Source organism: Enterobacter sp. RHBSTW-00994 (assembly GCF_013782625.1).
In the GTDB taxonomy this organism is placed as follows: domain Bacteria; phylum Pseudomonadota; class Gammaproteobacteria; order Enterobacterales; family Enterobacteriaceae; genus Enterobacter.
Map to the genome: position 1 here is coordinate 2,360,227 of NZ_CP056199.1, position 18,005 is coordinate 2,378,231.

Sequence of the window (18,005 nt, forward strand, 5' to 3'; positions counted from 1 at the left end):
AATGCGGGGCTATCATACACCGTCGGACATTTTATCGCCGTTTCCGGAACGGAACACAAAAGTAAAATTTTGTAAGATATAACACTCTAACTCTCTGAACCGGCTGCTTTTACCCTGAGAATAGTCTGTCGCGTGGTATTGAATTCACGAGCCACAGCACTCACCGTCAGACCATGCTGAGTCGTTCCAGGACTGACTGCTTCTGTTCATCATTCAGTGCGGAGGGGCGTCCAAAGCGTTTCCCTGATGCCTTTGCACGTGCAATACACAGAGTGTGTGCGCTCAATGAGCAGATCGCGCAGGTTATCAGGGCATGGACAATGTTCATCGGATCTTCACCGATAAACGCTGGAAGTGCCGCCAGTCCTGGCGAGACAAAGGCATAACGAACCAGCCCGCTTAATCCAGCATACATTCCGGCGCAGCCCCCGCCGATCATTGCAGCAATCAATACGCGGCGGAATTTGAGCAGTACCCCGTACAGCGCAGGCTCGGTGATCCCCAGCAGTGCAGTAAAACCAGACGATGACGCCAGTTGGCGAAGGTTGCTGTTTTTGGTTTTCATGGCAACGCACAGGGTTGCAGCCCCCATTGCGATGTTTGACGCCAGCATGCCGGGTCCGTTAATCATTTCGAAACCGTTTTTGCTGAGCTGTCCCGTAGCAATCGGTGTCATAGCCCAGGCCGTACCGGTGATGATCAGGAACGGCTGCAACGTTCCCATCAGCATCGGGATTAACCAACTGGCGTGGCGGTCAATAGAGGCTGCACCTGCGGCGACGAGATCGTTGAGTAGAATACCTGCGGGACCAACAACCACCAGCGCCAGCGGCGCGGTGATCAGCAAAATCAGCATCGGCTTGATAAAGAATTTGATGATCGATGGTGAGACTTTTTCCGCAAAGCGCTCAACCCACGACATCAGCCAGACCGTCAGAATAATCGGCAATACTGACCCGGCGTAGTCGGAGAGAAGAACAGTGATGCCCATAAAATCGACCGGTTTCCCGGCTGCCATCATCTGACCGATGCCAGGATGCAGCAGCACGCCTGCAATGGTCATCGCCAGAATAGGGTTACACTCAAATTTCATCGATGCGCCGTAGGCCAGCAACACCGGCAGGAAGAAGAAGGCCGCGTCGGCGATCACGTTCAGCAACTGATAGGTTGGACTGATGGCACTGATCAACCCTGTCAGTTTGAGGATCGCCAGCAGCGCTTTGATCATCCCCGCGCCGGTAATCGCCGGGATCACGGGGGTAAACGTGGTAGAAATCACACTAATAACACGCGCTACCACCCCATTTCGTTTACCGTCTTTACCTTCTTCGCTGCGCCCTTTTTTCTCAGGCAACGCTTTGTTAAGCAGACGGAAAACCTGCTGAACTTCATTCCCGATCACCACCTGGAACTGGCCGCCTTTCTCCACCACGCTGATCACGCCCGGAATGACGCTGACCGCCTCATCCTGCACTTTTGCACGATCGTTAAACTCCATGCGCAATCGGGTCGCGCAATGCGTCAGCGTGCGGATGTTCTCTGCCCCTCCTACGTGCCGGAGGATTTTTTCTGCTATTTCGTTATAGTTCATGGTGTTTCCCTGGTGTTGAAGCAAAAAAAAAGACCAAAACAGAGACGCTCCCCTTAACGGGAGAGCATTTCTATTTTGGTCTTGCCTGCTTGCGCAGTAACATGCCGTAATAAAAATGGGCAATTTCGGCGGATTATCTGGACTTCATTTCTGTTGTTCAATCACCGCTTGTTAAAAATGTGATCTGTATTGAGTTAATTCTTATCGTCCGTCTGTGCCAGGCTGAACCAAATCCCGGTAGCCAGAATCAGCAACATCGCACCAGCACTGCCCAGAGCCACGCTGTGGGAGGTTGTAAATGCCGCTCTTGCCGCCTGAATGGTGGCTTCCGCCAGCGACGGCGCAAGATCTTGCGCCACCTTCACGGCTTCTCCAATCGACGATGCCGCTTTTTCAGCAAGCGTTGCATCCAGTTCAGACGGTAACGTAATGGTTGCCGAGAAGCTACGCGTGAGCAGCAAACCAAAGATGGCAATCCCCAGCCCCGCGCCAAGTTCATAGGACATGGTTTCAATCGCGCCTGCGGCAGCGGCTTTTTCTTTTGGCGCAGCCGCCATGATCGCCGCCGTTGAGGCCAGTAAGGCACTTGCTGCGCTAAAGCCGAGGAGGACCATCAACGCCCACGCCGCATATTGCTGAGTACTGAAATCAAGCTGAGACAGGCCCAGGAAACTCAACGCACTCAGCGCCATACCCCCCGTCGCCACAATGCGCAATCCCAGGCGTCCGACGAGCACACCGGCAATCGGACCACTGAAACCACTGGCAACCATCAACGGCAGCATAAACATTCCAGCATCAAAGGGAGTGAAGCCGTGAACGAACTGCAGTTCCTGCGCCATCAACAGTTCAAAACCGACCAGCGCAATCATTGCCGTCATCGCCATCACCACACCACTCAGAATAATCGGGTGGCAGAACAGGCGCATATCGATCATCGGCGTTTTCGCGGCAAGCTGAATGCGCACAAACGTGAAGAGCAGTATTGCCCCGGTCAGTAGCGTGACGGCCACCAGCCACGGAGACAACGTCCCTTTCAGCGCGGTTTTAGCACTGAAGACCAGCAGTAAAATGGCCACGATCAGCATCAGTGCATGGCTGATGTTCAGCGGTTGCTCTGGTCGCCCTTGCTGTACAGGGACAAAGCGAGCCGCAAGCGTCACCACCAGCAGCACGATCGGCACGTTGATCAAAAACACCGATCCCCAGTAGAAATGCTCCAGCAGCAGGCCGCCAATCAGCGGGCCAAACGCCGCGCCACCGGAGCCGACCGCAGCCCACACGCCAAGCGCGATATTGCGATGACGCGCCTCAACAAACAGTGTTCGGATCCCGGCCAGCGTCGCCGGAATGATCATCGCCGCGCCAATAGCCAGTGAGGCGCGAGCGGCAATCAACCACCCTGCCGTTGGCGCGAAGGCGGCAGCCAGAGATGACAGGCCAAACAGGATACTGCCCAGCATTAACAGCCGTTTAAATCCGATCCGGTCGCCAAGCGCTCCCATCGGCAACACCATACCGGCCATCACCAGCGAATAAATATCGATGATCCACAGTAATTCGTTACCGCTTGCGCCCAACGTCATGCTCAATGTCGGCGCGGCCACATGCAGCACCGTTGCGTCAATCGCAACCGGAATATAGACCAGCACGATAATCACTAACGCTAACCACTGACGAAACATAAATTTCCTTTTCACCCTAAAAACCTGGACACATGTCCAAAACGCGATCCTACGTAAAGTTGAACACTTGTCCAGCTCTTTGTTACACTCGTTTCGCCGCCATTGAGAGTGAGATGAAATGAGTTATTTGAGCAAGGAAGAGCGTCGGGAAGCGATCCTTCAGGCCGCCATGTGCGTCGCGTTAACCGAAGGACTGGCCGCTATGACGGTCAGACGCATCGCTGCACAGGCAGGTGTTGCCGCCGGACAAGTCCACCACCATTTTGCCTCAGGTGGAGAGCTCAAATCGCTGGCGTTTGTCCGGCTGATCCGCGAACTGCTGGATGCCGACGTCGTCCCACAAAATGCCAGTTGGCGTGAACGCCTGCATGCGATGCTCGGCAGCAATGACGGCGGCTTTGAACCCTACATTCGCCTGTGGCGGGAGGCACAAATTCTGGCCACCCGCGATCCTGAAATCAAAAGTGCCTATGTGATGACAATGGAAATGTGGCATCAGGAAACGGTTAACATTATTCACGCGGGTACAGAGGCAAAAGAATTTACCCTCAACGACAAAGCAGAAAATATTGCCTGGCGTTTTATTGGCTTAGTGTGCGGACTCGACGGTATTTATGTATTAAATATGCCGGAGATGGATGACTCAGCATTTAATAAGCACATTGATAAACTCATCAGCCTTGAATTGTTTTAATACTCCCTTGTGAGTATTAAAAACCGCTAAAAGTTACAATTAGTAACACATAATGCGAGCCCGTATTCCCTTTCTAAACTCAGGGGTTCGCTTTTTTATCTATCCTTTCAATTGCATCCCAAAAACGCCGATCACCTTAACGATACAACGCCAGGCATCTATCTGTTTTCATTTCACTTTTCTGTTTTTACGGGCAAGAAAGAGGGCGATATGTCACAACGAAATGAGAAAAACAATCATTATCTATTAAGTAACTGGAAACCTGAGAATGCAGCATTCTGGGAGAATAAAGGCAAACATATCGCACGAAGAAACCTTTTAATTTCTGTTGCTTGTCTGTTATTGGCTTTCTGTGTATGGATGTTATTTAGCGCTGTCACGGTTAATCTCAACAAAGTCGGATTTAATTTCACCACCGACCAACTTTTCATGTTAACCGCATTACCTTCGCTCTCTGGTGCGATATTACGCGTCCCCTACTCCTTTATGGTTCCAATATTCGGCGGGCGTTACTGGACGGTATTAAGCACAGTTATTTTGATTATTCCCTGCGTATGGCTCGGTATTGCCGTGCAGGATACCGCAACCCCCTACGGAATATTTATTGTTATTGCCCTGCTGTGCGGTTTTGCGGGCGCAAACTTCGCGTCAAGCATGGGAAATATCAGCTTTTTCTTTCCAAAAGCAAAGCAAGGTAGCGCCCTGGGCATCAACGGCGGGCTGGGCAATCTCGGCGTTAGCGTCATGCAGATGGTCGCGCCTCTCGTTATCTTTCTGCCAATGTTTACCTTCCTGGGCGTACGCGGCGTACCACAGGACGACGGTTCAACCCTGTGGCTGGCAAATGCCGCCTGGATCTGGGCCCCACTCCTGCTCCTGGCAACCGTAGCCGCGTTTTTTGGGATGAACGATATTGCCAGTTCTAAAGCCTCCATCGCCAGCCAGCTCCCGGTGCTAAAGCGCTTTCACCTCTGGCTTATGAGCCTGCTCTATCTCGCCACCTTCGGCTCATTTATCGGTTTCTCGGCAGGCTTTGCCATGCTCTCAAAAACGCAATTTCCTGAAGTGAATATTCTGCACCTTGCCTTTTTTGGCCCTTTGATTGGGGCGCTGGCACGTTCGGCGGGTGGCATGATCTCGGACAAACTCGGCGGTGTTCAGGTAACGCTGGTCAATTTTATCTTTATGGCTCTGTTTAGCGCCCTGCTTTTTCTGACATTACCCGGCTCAGGCTCCGGGAACTTCGTCGCTTTCTATCTCGTCTTTATGGGGCTGTTTCTCACCGCCGGTCTGGGCAGCGGGTCCACCTTCCAGATGATTGCCATTATTTTCCGCCAGATCACCCTTGCCAGAGTGAAGCAACAAGGCGGTACGGATGAACAGGCGCAGCAGGAAGCGGTCACCGAAACCGCCGCCGCGCTTGGTTTTATCTCCGCTATTGGTGCGGTCGGTGGTTTTTTCATTCCTAAAGCCTTCGGCACATCACTGGCGATGACGGGTTCACCGGTGGGCGCAATGAAAGTCTTCCTGGTGTTTTACGTCATCTGCGTGTTTGTGACCTGGCTGGTGTATGGCCGCAAATCGCACATCAAACAATAACCTTCCGTTCGGCATTTTGTGAGCAGTGTAACCCCGGGGTGAGTCTTTCACCTCGTCAGGAGAAACGTCATGAGTAAACTGTTGGATCGCTTCCGCTATTTTAAACAAAAAGGCGAAACCTTCGCCGACGGCCACGGACAGGTGTACCACACCAACCGCGACTGGGAAGACAGCTATCGCCAGCGCTGGCAGTTCGACAAAATTGTGCGTTCCACTCACGGTGTAAACTGTACAGGCTCCTGTAGCTGGAAAATTTATGTCAAAAATGGGCTGGTGACGTGGGAGACACAGCAAACCGACTACCCGCGTACACGCCCCGACCTGCCAAACCATGAACCTCGCGGCTGCCCGCGTGGCGCCAGTTACTCCTGGTATCTGTACAGTGCAAACCGGCTCAAATATCCGCTGGTACGCCGCCGGTTGATTGAGCTATGGCGAGAGGCGCTGGCTCAGCATAGCGATCCGGTGCTGGCCTGGAATGCCATTCAGAGCGATCCGCAAAAAAGCCAGAGCTACAAGCAAGTTCGTGGACACGGCGGATTTATCCGCTCAAGCTGGAAAGAGCTGAATCAACTGATTGCGGCAGCGAATGTCTGGACCATCAAACAGTTCGGGCCGGATCGTGTGGCGGGTTTTTCTCCCATTCCAGCAATGTCGATGGTTTCTTATGCCGCAGGCACGCGTTACCTGTCTCTTCTCGGGGGAACGTGCCTGAGTTTTTATGACTGGTATTGTGACTTGCCCCCCGCCTCACCAATGACCTGGGGCGAGCAAACCGACGTTCCTGAATCCGCCGACTGGTATAACTCCAGTTACATCATTGCCTGGGGCTCAAACGTGCCGCAGACCCGTACACCTGATGCCCACTTTTTTACTGAAGTCCGCTATAAGGGCACAAAAACTGTTGCCATCACGCCAGATTTCTCAGAAGTGGCCAAACTCAGCGATCAGTGGCTTGCACCGAAGCAAGGAACCGACAGCGCCCTGGCAATGGCGATGGGCCATGTGATCCTCAGGGAATTTCACCTCAACAATCCGAGCGAGTATTTCCTCAACTACTGCCGCCGTTATACCGATATGCCGATGCTGGTTCTGCTTGATGAACTGCCCGATGGCCGGGTTGTACCGGGGCGAATGCTGCGTGCCGCCGATCTGGCAGACGGGCTTGGCGAGGTGAATAACCCAGAGTGGAAAACAATCGCCTTTAATATTGCCGGCAACCTGGTTGTGCCCAATGGTTCAATTGGTTTTCGCTGGGGTGAAAAAGGCAAATGGAATCTCGAATCCGTATCAGCGGGCCAGGAAACCGAGCTAACACTCTCACTGCTGATCACCCACGATAGCATCGCCGACGTCGCTTTCCCCTATTTTGGCGGCAATGAAAACCCGCATTTTCGCAGCGTGAAACAAGAGCCGGTGTTGATTCGCCGCGTGCCCAGCAAGACGCTGACGCTGGCAGACGGCAGCCAAAAACGCGTCGTCAGCGTCTACGATCTGGTGCTGGCAAACTATGGTCTGGATCGGGGGCTTGAGGATAGCAACGCGGCAACAGATTACGCCGCCATCACAGCCTACACCCCTGCCTGGGCAGAGCAGATCACGGGCGTTCCTCGTCATCAGATAGAACAAATCGCCCGTGAATTTGCCGATACCGCCAATAAAACCCACGGTCGTTCAATGATCATCCTCGGCGCGGGGGTGAACCACTGGTATCACATGGATATGAACTACCGGGGAATGATCAACATGCTGGTCTTCTGCGGTTGTGTCGGGCAAAGCGGAGGCGGATGGTCGCACTATGTCGGCCAGGAAAAACTCCGCCCACAGACAGGCTGGCTGCCGCTCGCCTTTGCCCTGGACTGGAACCGTCCGCCGCGTCAGATGAACAGCACGTCTTATTTTTACAACCATGCCAGCCAGTGGCGTTATGAAAAACTGACCGCGCAGGAACTGCTTTCACCGCTGGCCGATGCATCGAAATTTACTGGCCACCTGATCGACTTTAACGTTCGTGCAGAGCGTATGGGCTGGCTGCCCTCGGCCCCACAGCTTAACCTCAACCCGTTACACATCAAAGCTCGCGCCGACGCCGCCGGAATGACGCCCCAGGAATACACCGTCCAGGCGTTAACGTCGGGGGATATTCGCTTTGCCTGCGAGCAGCCAGATAGCGGCAAAAACCATCCGCGAAATTTGTTTGTCTGGCGCTCTAACCTGCTCGGCTCCTCCGGAAAAGGCCACGAGTACATGCTTAAGTACCTGCTCGGGACAGAAAGTGGTATTCAGGGTGATGCGTTAGGTTCCACTGACGACGTCAAACCCGAAGAGGTGGAGTGGCAGACCACCGCCATTGAGGGCAAGCTGGATCTGCTGGTGACCCTTGATTTTCGCATGTCGAGCACCTGCCTGTTCTCCGATATCGTTCTGCCAACGGCGACCTGGTACGAGAAAGACGACATGAATACCTCGGATATGCATCCGTTTATTCACCCTCTTTCAGCCGCCGTTGATCCTGCATGGGAATCCCGCAGCGACTGGGATATTTACAAAGGCCTGGCTCAGGTTTTCTCTGAGGTGTGCGTCGGCCATCTGGGAACCGAAACCGATGTGGTACTCCAGCCGTTACAGCATGACTCCCCGGCGGAACTCTCCCAGCCGTTTGATATCCAGGACTGGCGCAAAGGCGAATGCGATTTAGTCCCGGGAAAAACCGCCCCCTCTATTGCCGTAGTCGAACGTCATTACCCGGACACTTACGAACGCTTTACCGCCCTTGGCCCGCTGATGGATAAGCTCGGTAATGGCGGTAAAGGCATTTCATGGAATACCCAACACGAGGTCGATTTTCTCGGGAAGCTGAATTACGTCAAGCCCGATGGCCCGGCGAAAGGCCGTCCGCGCATCGACACCGCGATTGACGCCTCAGAGGTGATCCTCGCCCTTGCTCCGGAAACCAACGGCCAGGTGGCCGTCAGAGCCTGGCAAGCGCTCGGGCAACTGACGGGGCGGGAACACACGCACCTGGCGCTTAACAAAGAAGACGAGAAGATCCGCTTTCGCGATATCCAGGCTCAGCCACGCAAAATCATCTCCAGCCCAACCTGGTCTGGTCTTGAAAGCGAACATGTCTCCTACAACGCAGGTTATACCAACGTACATGAGCTGATCCCGTGGCGCACGCTCTCCGGTCGTCAGCAGTTGTACCAGGATCATCAGTGGATGCGGGCCTTTGGCGAGAGCCTGGTGGCCTACCGTCCACCGATTGATACCCGAAGTCTCACCCACATGCGCGAGATCCCGCCAAACGGCTTCCCGGAAAAAGCGTTGAACTTCCTGACGCCTCACCAGAAATGGGGCATTCACTCCACCTACAGTGAAAACCTGCTGATGCAAACCTTGTCGCGCGGCGGGCCGATTGTCTGGATCAGCGAAACCGACGCCAAAGCGCTTGGGATTGAAGATAACGACTGGATTGAAGCCTTCAATGCCAACGGCGCACTCACCGCCAGGGCGGTGGTCAGCCAGCGAGTCCCGCCAGGGATGACCATGATGTACCACGCTCAGGAACGCATTCTGAATATTCCGGGTTCCGAAGTCACAGGACGCCGTGGTGGGATCCATAATTCGGTCACGCGCGTCTGCCCGAAACCGACTCACATGATTGGCGGCTATGCCCAGCTGGCCTACAGCTTCAACTATTACGGAACCGTCGGCTCGAACCGCGACGAGTTCATCATGATCCGCAAAATGAAAAACATTAACTGGCTGGATGGTGAAGGTCGGGATCAGGTACAGGAGGCGAAAAAATGAAGATACGCTCACAGGTTGGAATGGTACTGAATCTCGATAAGTGCATTGGCTGCCATACCTGCTCGGTGACGTGCAAAAACGTCTGGACCGGACGCGAAGGTATGGAATATGCGTGGTTTAACAACGTCGAAACCAAACCGGGGATCGGTTACCCGAAAAACTGGGAAGATCAGGAAGAGTGGCAAGGCGGCTGGGTTCGTAGCATTACAGGCAAACTCACGCCGCGTCTTGGCGGGCGCGTGGGCGTGCTGTCAAAAATCTTCGCGAACCCCTCCCTGCCGGGCATTGACGACTATTACGAGCCCTTCACTTTCGATTATCAGGACCTGCACCGTGCGCCAGAAGGCGACCACCTGCCAACCGCCCGCCCACGCTCGCTGATTAGCGGTAAACGCATGGATAAAATCACCGGCGGCCCTAACTGGGAAGAGTTGCTCGGCGGCGAATTTGAAAAACGCGCCCGTGACCGTAACTTCAATACGATCCAGAAGGAGATGTACGGGCAGTTTGAAAACACCTTCATGATGTATCTGCCACGCCTGTGCGAACACTGTCTGAACCCAAGCTGTGTGGCAACCTGCCCAAGTGGCGCCATTTATAAACGTGAAGAAGACGGTATCGTGTTGATCGACCAGGACAAATGCCGTGGCTGGAGGATGTGCATCAGCGGCTGTCCCTACAAAAAAATCTACTTCAACTGGAAAAGTGGAAAATCAGAAAAATGCATTTTCTGCTATCCGCGCATTGAATCCGGCCAGCCGACCGTCTGCTCGGAAACCTGTGTCGGACGCATTCGCTACCTCGGTGTGTTGCTGTACGACGCAGATCGTATTGAGGAGGCCGCCAGCACCGAACACGAAACTGACCTCTATGAACGCCAGTGCGATGTGTTCCTGAACCCACACGACCCGGCAGTCATCGAAGAGGCATTCAAGCAAGGCATTCCGCAAAACGTCATTGAGGCTGCACAACGTTCGCCGGTCTACAAAATGGCAATGGACTGGAAACTCGCCCTGCCGCTGCACCCGGAGTACCGCACCTTGCCGATGGTCTGGTATGTACCGCCGCTGTCTCCAATTCAGTCTTATGCCGATGCAGGTGGCTTGCCTAAGAGTGATGGCGTTCTGCCTGCGGTGGAAAGTCTGCGCATTCCGGTGCAATACCTGGCAAATATGCTCAGCGCAGGCGATACCGGTCCGGTTCTGCGTGCCCTGAAACGCATGATGGCGATGCGCCACTATAAACGCTCGCAAACCGTGGAAGGCGTGACCGACACCCGCGCCATCGAAGAGGTTGGTCTGAGCGTGGAGCAGGTCGAAGAGATGTATCGTTACCTCGCTATTGCCAACTACGAGGACCGGTTTGTGATCCCGACCAGCCACCGCGAAATGGCGCGCGATGCCTTCCCGGAGAAAAACGGCTGCGGCTTTACCTTTGGGGACGGTTGCCACGGGTCCGATACAAAATTCAACCTCTTCAACAGTCACCGCATTGATGCCATCAACATTGCCGAAGTGCGTGAACATGGGGAGGGAGAATAATGCAGATCCTCAAAATCATCGCCCTGCTGATTGAATACCCTGACGAGGTGCTCTGGGAAAGCCGTGATGAAGCGCTATCCCTGATAGCGCGGGACCTCCCCCGGCTACAGCCCTTTGCACAGCAACACCTGGACGCCCCCTTGCTGGATAAACAGGCACAGTGGTGCGAAGTCTTTGAGCGGGGACGTGCGACGTCATTACTGCTGTTTGAGCATGTACATGCCGAGTCCCGCGATCGCGGCCAGGCGATGGTGGATCTGATGGGCCAATACGAGAAAGCCGGGCTACAGCTGGACTGCCGCGAGTTACCGGACTACCTGCCGCTCTACCTGGAATACCTGAGTATCGTCACCGATAACGAGGCGCGGGAAGGGCTACAAAATATCGCGCCGATCCTGGCCCTGATTGGCGGACGCTTAAAGCAGCGTGATGTGGCGCATTATCAGCTATTTGATACGCTTCTTTCTCTTGCGGGAAGCCCGTTAACCAGTGACAGCGTCAACAGACAGGTCGCAACGGAAGCGCGCGATGATACACGACAGGCGCTGGATGCGGTCTGGGAAGAGGAACAGGTGAAGTTTATCGAAGACAACGCCACATCGTGTGACAGTTCACCGATGCAGCAATATCAACGACGCTTTAGCCAGGACGTTGCACCGCAGTACGTGGACGTCAGTGCCGGAGGCCCAAAATGATCCAATACCTCAACGTCTTTTTTTACGATATCTACCCTTACCTGTGCGGTACGGTGTTTTTTCTGGGAAGCTGGCTACGTTACGACTACGGGCAATACACCTGGCGGGCTTCATCAAGTCAGATGCTGGACAAACGCGGGATGGTGCTGTGGTCGAACCTGTTCCACATCGGAATTCTGGGGATCTTCTTCGGGCATCTCTTCGGAATGTTGACCCCGCACTGGGTCTACTCCTGGTTTCTGCCGATGTCGCAGAAACAGCTGATGGCGATGATCGCGGGTGGCATATGCGGCGTACTCACGCTGGTGGGAGGCGCTGGATTACTGATTCGCCGCCTGACCAATCCCCGTATTCGCGCAACCTCCTCCACCGCCGATATTTTGATCCTCTGCGTGCTGCTGGTGCAGTGCATCCTGGGACTCACCACAATCCCCTTTTCTGCGCAACACCCCGACGGCAGTGAAATGCTGAAACTGGTGGACTGGGCGCAGGCGGTGGTAACGTTTCACGGCGGAGCCTCGGCCTATCTTGATGGCGTGGCCTTTATCTTCCGTGTGCATCTGGTTCTGGGGATGACTATCTTTCTGTTGTTTCCGTTCACCCGCCTGGTACATGTGTGGAGTGCGCCAGTGGAATATTTAACCCGCAGGTATCAGGTGGTACGGTCGCGGAGATAAGTGTTTCCATATAGCGGTCAAAAGGTCTGTTTTTACGGGTAATAGCAGCAGACCTTTTATTTTCCGCGAATAACAAACACCACACTCCTTATATTCACGCCGCAAATATGTTCATTTAAAATATTAAAAAAAATGAGATCGCCATCATCCTGTAAAAATAAAAAACATCACTCACCCTGCAACCAGCTAATATAAAAACAAATCTGACGTTATTTAAAGCGCTACGGCGTTTTAAATGCCTGTCACTTTAAGTCCTGCCTAATCTGTATATAAGACACCATACATTATTGTCTAATCGTGGGAGATAATCATGCCATCCTATGTCATGTCTGTTCGTAAAGTATCCAGAGGAAAATTTACCGCTGATGTCGGCGATACCCATTATCTGATCGTCCCTGATGGACAGGACCCAAGTCCGGGCCATGCCGTCCCGGCAGAAGTGTGGTTTAACAAGATCACTCAGGGCGCACAATGGCAAAACGAAAAAGGCGAAAAGCGCGGTGACCTGCTGTTTTCTGCCCATGGATACAATATGAGCGAAAGCGAAGTGGTTGAGCGCCATCGGCTTCTGGCAAACGGATTATCTGAATTTGGTTTCAAGGGCATTGTGGTCTCATTTGACTGGCCTTGCGACGATAAAGCCCTCGCGTATTTGCCCGATCGCCACAAGGCAAAACTCACCGCGATGCGGCTTATGTCGGAGGGCATTGCCTATGTCTCCGCCAGGCAAAAACCAGACTGTCCAATTAACATTCATGTTTTAGGCCATTCAACAGGAGCTTATGTCTTAACGGAAGCCTTTGATGATGCGGATGATACCAACCTGCCTAACAGTGCCTGGAAAGTCAGCCAGATTATTTTTGTTGCCGGAGATGTTTCCAGCGGAACAATGTCAACCCCGGACCCAAGAAGTGACTCCATTTATCGCCACTGCATTCGTCTGACCAACTATTCAAGCCGACGCGACCAGGCGCTGGATATATCTAACGTGAAACGTGCAGGGGTTGCCCCTCGTGTGGGGCGGGTGGGTCTTCCGGATGACGCCCCGGCAAATGCGATTAATGTCGATTGCACTGACTATTTTAAACTGCTGGAAGACGATTCAACGATTCGCGAACAGGATGAACCCAATGGAATAAAAGGAATGCCGACCCACTCATGGTATTTTGGAAATAAAATTTTTACGCATGATCTCTTTTGTACATTAATTGGTATAGATCGCTTTACTATTCCAACGAGATCGATTGACCGGGAGGGGAAAACAATACTGGTACGTTAACCCCTGTGCCAACATCCCTCTCCTTTCGGAGAGGGAATTACAGCTATTTCCCCGCCTGCGGATGGGTATCAAACCCGGCCATGACCGCCGTCAGTTCTGCCAGCGAAAAACCGTGTTTAGGATCGTCAACGCCCAAACCAAAGCGCTCCTGCATCAACTGGTAAAGAGCCTCAGCATCCGGTAAGTGGATTTGCTCTTCCGCATGCGCACCCTGCCAGTGGGTAAAATGGAAGTTGGTCAGCGTCAGTTTGCCACCGTCGGGGAGATGACGGCACATCAACAGATGGTGGCGGAAATGCGATTGCGGCCAGTGGGCCGACCAGAAATTGCCCATCACATAATCGCTAAAATATTGCGTCGTCAGATCAAAATGGTACATCGATTGCCAGTGTTCATGATGGCGGAACTGTAAAACCCAGTCGTTGCCTTCACTCAGCAGACGGTACAGACCGTGCGGCGTGGCCTGCTCCTCATTAGCGAGTAAACGGATTGGCCCGGTCAGCGTCTGCCCGCCAAACCCGACATCGGCGATCCAGCGTTCGCCATTCACTTCGACCAGCAGCAACCGGTGGGTGCGCGGCGGCATCTGAGGCGGAGCAGACAGCACCACGCGCCCCAGAACGCTGCGAACGTTAAAACCGGTTTCACGTAAAACGCGCTCAAAAAGACCATTTTGCTCAAAGCAGTATCCGCCACGCCGGGCTGTAACCAGTTTGTCAGCGATACTTTGGTCATCGAGGTGAATCTCTCGCGGCAAAACGACGTCAATATTCTCGAAGGGAAACGCGCCGTTGTGCTGCAAATGCAAGGCGCGAAGGGTATCAAGATCGACCGAAACGGGCTTCTGCCAGCCCGTACGGGCGAAATACGCGTTCAGAAATGGAGACATATTTGAGCTTCCTTGTTTAGATATTCCCTGTTTATAAACTATTTTTATCCGCTCACTGGTGCAAAAGTGCTTTTTTATCCGCGCGCGCTACGCTGCATGATCCCGAGTGCACTCAGCATCAAAACCAGCCCGGTCAAAAGCGTCAACGTCGCCATGGCCATACCTTGTCCGACGGAACCTTGCTCAAACTGACGCCAGATAAACACCGACACCGTCTGCGTTCCTGCCGGAGCCAGTAACAGAGATGTCACCAGCTCGCGTGAAGCAATGGCAAACACCATCAGCATCGCGGCCAGCAGTGCAGGCGAAACCAGCGGCATGACAATAAAGCGCAACGCCTGAAACGCAGAAGCACCGTGAACGCGGGCGGCAGGCTCCAGATTCCCCCCCAACTGTCGCAACGCACTGCTGACGTAACGTACCGGCCACGGAAGCAACAAACAACAATAGGACAGCAACAGAATGACCCAGGTATTGTAAGGCGACACGGGCAAGCCGGGGCGGTTCCAGAGCAGGATCAACCCGACACCGACAACAATTCCGGGGAGTGCGGCAGGCATCAGCGATAGCGCATCAAGCGCGCCGCGCCCTTTTATCTTCTGAACAACGACCAGCCAGGAGGCCAATAACCCTAACCCTCCCGTGAGACACGCTGCGCCAAGAGCCAGCGACAGGCTGGTTCCTAACGCCGCAAGCGCATCCCCTTGCTGGCTAAAGAGCGCCACGTAATGTGACATTGTCACATTTGACAGTGTCACACCGCCGGATAATGTGCCCAGCACTCCAGAAAGTGCCATGGAGAGTCCCGGCAAAATCACCGCGATGATCCCGACGCTGCCCATGATTATCACCATCGGCAGCGCATACACCCCGGCATGTGCCCCCGTGTTTTCCGTCGGCTTACCGGTGATGCTGGTAACATCATGCTGACCTGTCAGTTTTTTCTGTACACCCCATGCACAAAGCGCAATGACCACGAGGACCACCGACAACATCGAGGCCCCGGAAAGATCAACCGGCCAGTCCGCCAGTTTTTTCTCGATATCGGTGGTGAGCATCACCACTCCGGCTCGCGTACCCAACGCTGCGGGTACGCCGAACTCCTCAATCGCCAGCGTAAACGCCAGTAACATCCCCGCCGCCAGTGACGGAGAAAGCATCGGCAATGTGATATGCCAGAATGCCCTTCCGGCACTTGCACCATGCACGCGGGCGACCAGTGCCAGTCGCTGGCCGCTCGCCAGCAAACTGCGCGAGACGGCAAAATAGATCACCGGAAAAATATTCAGCGCCATCACCAGAACAATACCGGTTTTGCTGAACAGTAAATCATTCAGGTTTAGGCCGGTTAACTGCTGGAGATAGCCGTTGGTTTGCAGAACCAGCATCCACGACAACGCAGAAATATAGGGCGGCGTTAAAAAAGGAATAAGGAACAGGAGATCCCACATGCGTGGCAGTGGCAGCGCAAACAATCCACGAGCCACACCTAGCGGGAAACCTATCAGGGCACTCACCAGCGCGACGCCCAGCGCTATCTGCAACGTACCGCCCAGCATGGCCGGTAATTGCGGCTCCGCCAGTAACACGGTTACACCGCTAAACGCCCCCTGAAGTGAGCCTGCACTGAACTGGGGAAATACGGCCTGAAACACGATAAATGAGAGCGGAAGCGCGACCAGGATCACCAGCAGTGCCAGCGTCATCATCGACAAAATTCGTTGATTCACGAGACGTTCCTGAATACGGGGGTTGCCCCCCGTCGGGTAATTTAGAGGGCGAAAAGGGTGTTAAAACGCTTAAGGATCTCGCTGCGCACGCTTGAACCATCGCTCCTGGTCGGCAGGATTTTCAGCTCATTCAACAGCGGGCGTTTGGCCTTCACGTCTTCACGCGCAGGCATCAGCCAGGCGTCGGCCACCATGGCCTGACCTTCCGGCGACAGAACATAGTCGACAAAGGCTTTTGCATCATCTGCGTGTTGCGAGGATTTGAGGATCATCATCGGGCGTGGCGCAATCACTGTCCCGCTGGCCGGGAAGATTACTTTCAGGGATTCGCCCTGGCTAATGTTGCCATACGAGACATAATCCACCGCACCAAATACAGCGGCTTTCGCCCCCTGCATGACCGGTGTTACTGCCTGGGCATTTGGGCCGCTGACGACCATGCCATTTTTCTTCAGCTCATCAAATAGCGCCCAGGCTTTGTCCCCCATGCCGTTTTGCAGACCGATCAGCAAATCAAGTGAGGCGCCTGATAACGCCGGGTCTGGCGTAGTCACTTTGTCTTTAAAGGCCCCGGAGGTGAGGTCCTGCCACTCTTTTGGCTCCGGCGTACCGCTTTTGGTATTCCAGACGATCCCCAGTGCTGATACCCCCTGAGCTACATAGTCAGTGGTTTTAAGCTCAGCCGGAACCTTCTCTGCATTCGCACTTTGGTACGGCAACAACCAGCCGCGCGTATGTAAATCTTCCGCCGTGTCCCAGGAGGCAGAGATCAGAATATCGGCCTGCGGGTTAGCCTGCTCGGCTTCAAGACGGGCCATCACTTTTCCGGTGGTCGCCTGGAAGATATCGACCTTCACGCCGGTTTTCTTTTCAAACCCGGTCGCCAGATTCTTTGCCAGTGACCCTGGCCCTGCTGTGTATACCGTCAGCGCATGGGCGCTGGACATCATGACGGACGATAACGCCATTGCGAGCAAAACTCCTTTTTTCACGGACATGGTGGTTTTCATGCGAACTCCCCTGAGGTTGAAATCAAACGATCGGCAGCGATGCTGCCAGCAGATAAATGCACGATGCGGTCGGCCAGGATTTCAGCCTCCCGGCGATCATGGGTAACATACACGGCAGTGGTCCCGAGCTGGCGCAACAACGACGACATCTCCAGGCACAGCGATTCACGCAGTTCGCTGTCAAGGTTGGAGAGCGGTTCGTCAAACAGCAGCACCCTGGGTTCAGCGACAATCGCCCTCGCCAGCGCCACGCGCTGTTGTTGTCCGCCCGATAAGCCAGCAGGTTTTCGTGCAGCAAACTCTCCCAGCCCGACACGCGCTAAAGCCTGCATGACGCGGCTTTCGCGTTCCTGACGAGGGATATTGCGCATCCTGAGGGGAAAGGCCACGTTCTGCCCGACCGTCATATGCGGCCACAGAGCGTAGTCCTGGAAGACCATACCGATATCGCGAGCCTCTGGAGGCAGGGACCAGCCTGCTTTCGCCACCTGACGTTCAGCAAAATGGATTTCACCCTGTGCGGGGTGTGATAGCCCGGCCAGCAGCCGTAAGAGCGTACTTTTCCCGCAGCCTGATGGACCCAGCAGCGCAACCACGCTGCCCGCCTCAATGTGCAGATCGATCTGATTCAAAACAGTGTTCGCACCAAAAGCGTACGAGACGCCTTTAAGCGTTATTGACGTGAGCATATTGTTATCCTCTTTGGGATTTACTGCCCGCCACTGTAGGCAGCCAGTGTGACGAATACATGACGCTAATGTTGCGTCTTGATTTCCTCTGCACTTCAGTCGTTTAATGCCAGCAA

At 54.1% G+C, this 18,005-nt stretch carries 12 protein-coding genes and 2 pseudogenes; 7 read left to right on the top strand and 7 right to left on the bottom strand.

Going from position 1 to position 18,005, the window contains the following annotated elements; genetic code table 11:
* Positions 1–86: 86 nt before the first annotated feature.
* The 3 genes and pseudogenes from HV346_RS11330 to HV346_RS11340 all read right to left on the bottom strand — a co-directional run.
* Positions 87–299, bottom strand: a pseudogene (locus tag HV346_RS11330) (helix-turn-helix domain-containing protein); the annotation flags it as partial.
* Positions 293–1,591 (bottom strand): annotated as a pseudogene (locus HV346_RS11335) (PTS transporter subunit EIIC); the annotation flags it as partial. The pseudogenes HV346_RS11330 and HV346_RS11335, both read right to left, overlap by 7 nt.
* A 194-nt stretch (positions 1,592–1,785) precedes the next feature.
* The gene (locus HV346_RS11340; protein ID WP_181623577.1) at positions 1,786–3,276 is read right to left on the bottom strand and encodes an MFS transporter; all 1,491 of its coding nucleotides are present in this window, start codon (positions 3,274–3,276) and stop codon (positions 1,786–1,788) included.
* A gap of 118 nt (positions 3,277–3,394) precedes the next feature.
* On the opposite strand from HV346_RS11340, the gene HV346_RS11345 reads away from it, so the two are divergent.
* The 7 genes from HV346_RS11345 to HV346_RS11375 all read left to right on the top strand — a co-directional run bounded on the left by HV346_RS11345 (position 3,395) and on the right by HV346_RS11375 (position 13,571).
* Positions 3,395–3,970: a TetR family transcriptional regulator gene (locus HV346_RS11345; protein ID WP_181623578.1), complete on the top strand. Its 576-nt coding sequence runs from the start codon at positions 3,395–3,397 to the stop codon at positions 3,968–3,970.
* Positions 3,971–4,180: 210 nt separating this feature from the next.
* On the top strand, positions 4,181–5,569 hold the full coding sequence (locus tag HV346_RS11350; RefSeq protein WP_181623579.1) for a NarK family nitrate/nitrite MFS transporter: 1,389 nt from the start codon (positions 4,181–4,183) through the stop codon (positions 5,567–5,569).
* A 69-nt stretch (positions 5,570–5,638) separates the two neighbouring features.
* Entirely contained in the window at positions 5,639–9,379 is a 3,741-nt protein-coding gene (locus HV346_RS11355) for a nitrate reductase subunit alpha (protein WP_181623580.1), read from the top strand.
* Positions 9,376–10,920, top strand: coding sequence for a nitrate reductase subunit beta (gene narH / locus HV346_RS11360; RefSeq protein WP_181623581.1), 1,545 nt, complete (start codon positions 9,376–9,378; stop codon positions 10,918–10,920). Before HV346_RS11355 ends, narH begins: the two co-directional genes overlap by 4 nt.
* Complete coding sequence (gene narW / locus HV346_RS11365; protein WP_181623582.1) at positions 10,920–11,615, top strand: nitrate reductase molybdenum cofactor assembly chaperone; 696 nt, start codon at positions 10,920–10,922, stop codon at positions 11,613–11,615. Before narH ends, narW begins: the two co-directional genes overlap by 1 nt.
* Positions 11,612–12,292, top strand: a complete 681-nt coding sequence (narI, locus tag HV346_RS11370; protein ID WP_181623583.1) for a respiratory nitrate reductase subunit gamma — start codon at positions 11,612–11,614, stop codon at positions 12,290–12,292. The genes narW and narI overlap by 4 nt, the downstream gene beginning before the upstream one ends.
* 310 nt (positions 12,293–12,602) lie before the next feature.
* Positions 12,603–13,571, top strand: a complete 969-nt coding sequence (locus HV346_RS11375; protein ID WP_181623584.1) for an alpha/beta hydrolase — start codon at positions 12,603–12,605, stop codon at positions 13,569–13,571.
* A gap of 43 nt (positions 13,572–13,614) precedes the next feature.
* On the opposite strand, the gene nhoA is transcribed toward HV346_RS11375, so the two are convergent.
* The 4 genes from nhoA to HV346_RS11395 all read right to left on the bottom strand — a co-directional run bounded on the left by nhoA (position 13,615) and on the right by HV346_RS11395 (position 17,889).
* Positions 13,615–14,460, bottom strand: coding sequence for an N-hydroxyarylamine O-acetyltransferase (gene nhoA / locus HV346_RS11380; RefSeq protein WP_181623585.1), 846 nt, complete (start codon positions 14,458–14,460; stop codon positions 13,615–13,617).
* A gap of 74 nt (positions 14,461–14,534) precedes the next feature.
* Entirely contained in the window at positions 14,535–16,190 is a 1,656-nt protein-coding gene (locus tag HV346_RS11385; RefSeq protein WP_181623586.1) for an iron ABC transporter permease, read from the bottom strand.
* A 41-nt stretch (positions 16,191–16,231) separates the two neighbouring features.
* Complete coding sequence (locus tag HV346_RS11390) at positions 16,232–17,200, bottom strand: ABC transporter substrate-binding protein (RefSeq protein ID WP_181623587.1); 969 nt, start codon at positions 17,198–17,200, stop codon at positions 16,232–16,234.
* On the bottom strand, positions 17,197–17,889 hold the full coding sequence (locus tag HV346_RS11395; RefSeq protein WP_181623588.1) for an ABC transporter ATP-binding protein: 693 nt from the start codon (positions 17,887–17,889) through the stop codon (positions 17,197–17,199). Before HV346_RS11395 ends, HV346_RS11390 begins: the two co-directional genes overlap by 4 nt.
* Between the last annotated feature and the right edge of the window lie 116 nt (positions 17,890–18,005).

What these genes read in the sequence shown, in the direction of transcription:
- HV346_RS11340 (WP_181623577.1), bottom strand. Translation starts at nt 3,276, where the DNA reads ATGTTTCGTCAGTGGTTAGCGTTAGTGATTATCGTGCTGGTCTATATT.
- HV346_RS11345 (WP_181623578.1), top strand. Translation starts at nt 3,395, where the DNA reads ATGAGTTATTTGAGCAAGGAAGAGCGTCGGGAAGCGATCCTTCAGGCC.
- HV346_RS11350 (WP_181623579.1), top strand. Translation starts at nt 4,181, where the DNA reads ATGTCACAACGAAATGAGAAAAACAATCATTATCTATTAAGTAACTGG.
- HV346_RS11355 (WP_181623580.1), top strand. Translation starts at nt 5,639, where the DNA reads ATGAGTAAACTGTTGGATCGCTTCCGCTATTTTAAACAAAAAGGCGAA.
- narH (WP_181623581.1), top strand. Translation starts at nt 9,376, where the DNA reads ATGAAGATACGCTCACAGGTTGGAATGGTACTGAATCTCGATAAGTGC.
- narW (WP_181623582.1), top strand. Translation starts at nt 10,920, where the DNA reads ATGCAGATCCTCAAAATCATCGCCCTGCTGATTGAATACCCTGACGAG.
- narI (WP_181623583.1), top strand. Translation starts at nt 11,612, where the DNA reads ATGATCCAATACCTCAACGTCTTTTTTTACGATATCTACCCTTACCTG.
- HV346_RS11375 (WP_181623584.1), top strand. Translation starts at nt 12,603, where the DNA reads ATGCCATCCTATGTCATGTCTGTTCGTAAAGTATCCAGAGGAAAATTT.
- nhoA (WP_181623585.1), bottom strand. Translation starts at nt 14,460, where the DNA reads ATGTCTCCATTTCTGAACGCGTATTTCGCCCGTACGGGCTGGCAGAAG.
- HV346_RS11390 (WP_181623587.1), bottom strand. Translation starts at nt 17,200, where the DNA reads ATGAAAACCACCATGTCCGTGAAAAAAGGAGTTTTGCTCGCAATGGCG.
- HV346_RS11395 (WP_181623588.1), bottom strand. Translation starts at nt 17,889, where the DNA reads ATGCTCACGTCAATAACGCTTAAAGGCGTCTCGTACGCTTTTGGTGCG.